The sequence below is a fragment of the Ralstonia sp. VS2407 genome (assembly GCF_052950655.1).
This window is the reverse complement of sequence record NZ_JBRFVG010000215.1, coordinates 1-482: the sequence shown is the minus strand read 5'-3', so window position 1 is coordinate 482 and position 482 is coordinate 1. Positions and strand designations below refer to the sequence as shown.

Annotated in this window: 1 protein-coding gene; it reads left to right on the top strand. The window is 70.5% G+C overall.

Going from position 1 to position 482, the window contains the following annotated elements:
- Window positions 1–482 (top strand): drug:proton antiporter (locus ACU8YE_RS24690; protein ID WP_446930071.1); only part of this gene is annotated, 482 nt, incomplete at both ends.

Here is a 482-nt window from a genome sequence, read left to right as displayed (position 1 = left end):
ATGCAATCCTGCGCGCGCGCAACGCCGTGCTGGTGGTCGAGGATGCCCACACGCATCTCGACATCGACGGCAAGGACGCGGGCGCGCTGCACGTCTTCGCGAGCGTGCACGACGGCGACACGACGGAAGTCGCCGCGTACGCGCGCATCCTGCCAGGCGACGACATCGATCCTGACGTCGTGATCGACAAGGTGCTGACGAGCGAAAGCTGCCGCGACGACGACACGCTCGAGCGGCTGATCGGGCGCGCGCTCACCGCCGCGCAGGCCGCATGGCCGGACACCGCGGTGCGCACGCACGTCCCTGCGCCGCGTCAGGCGTTCTACAAACGGTTCGGATTCCGCAAGGCCTACGGCCCGTATCTCGAACAGGGTGCGCCGTTCGTCGGCCTGGTCCGGTCGGCCGACCGCGCCGCCGGCGCGCTGCGTCACCTGCTGTCGCGGGCCGTTTCGGTCTCGCGCAACGACGACTCGCGCGCCGAC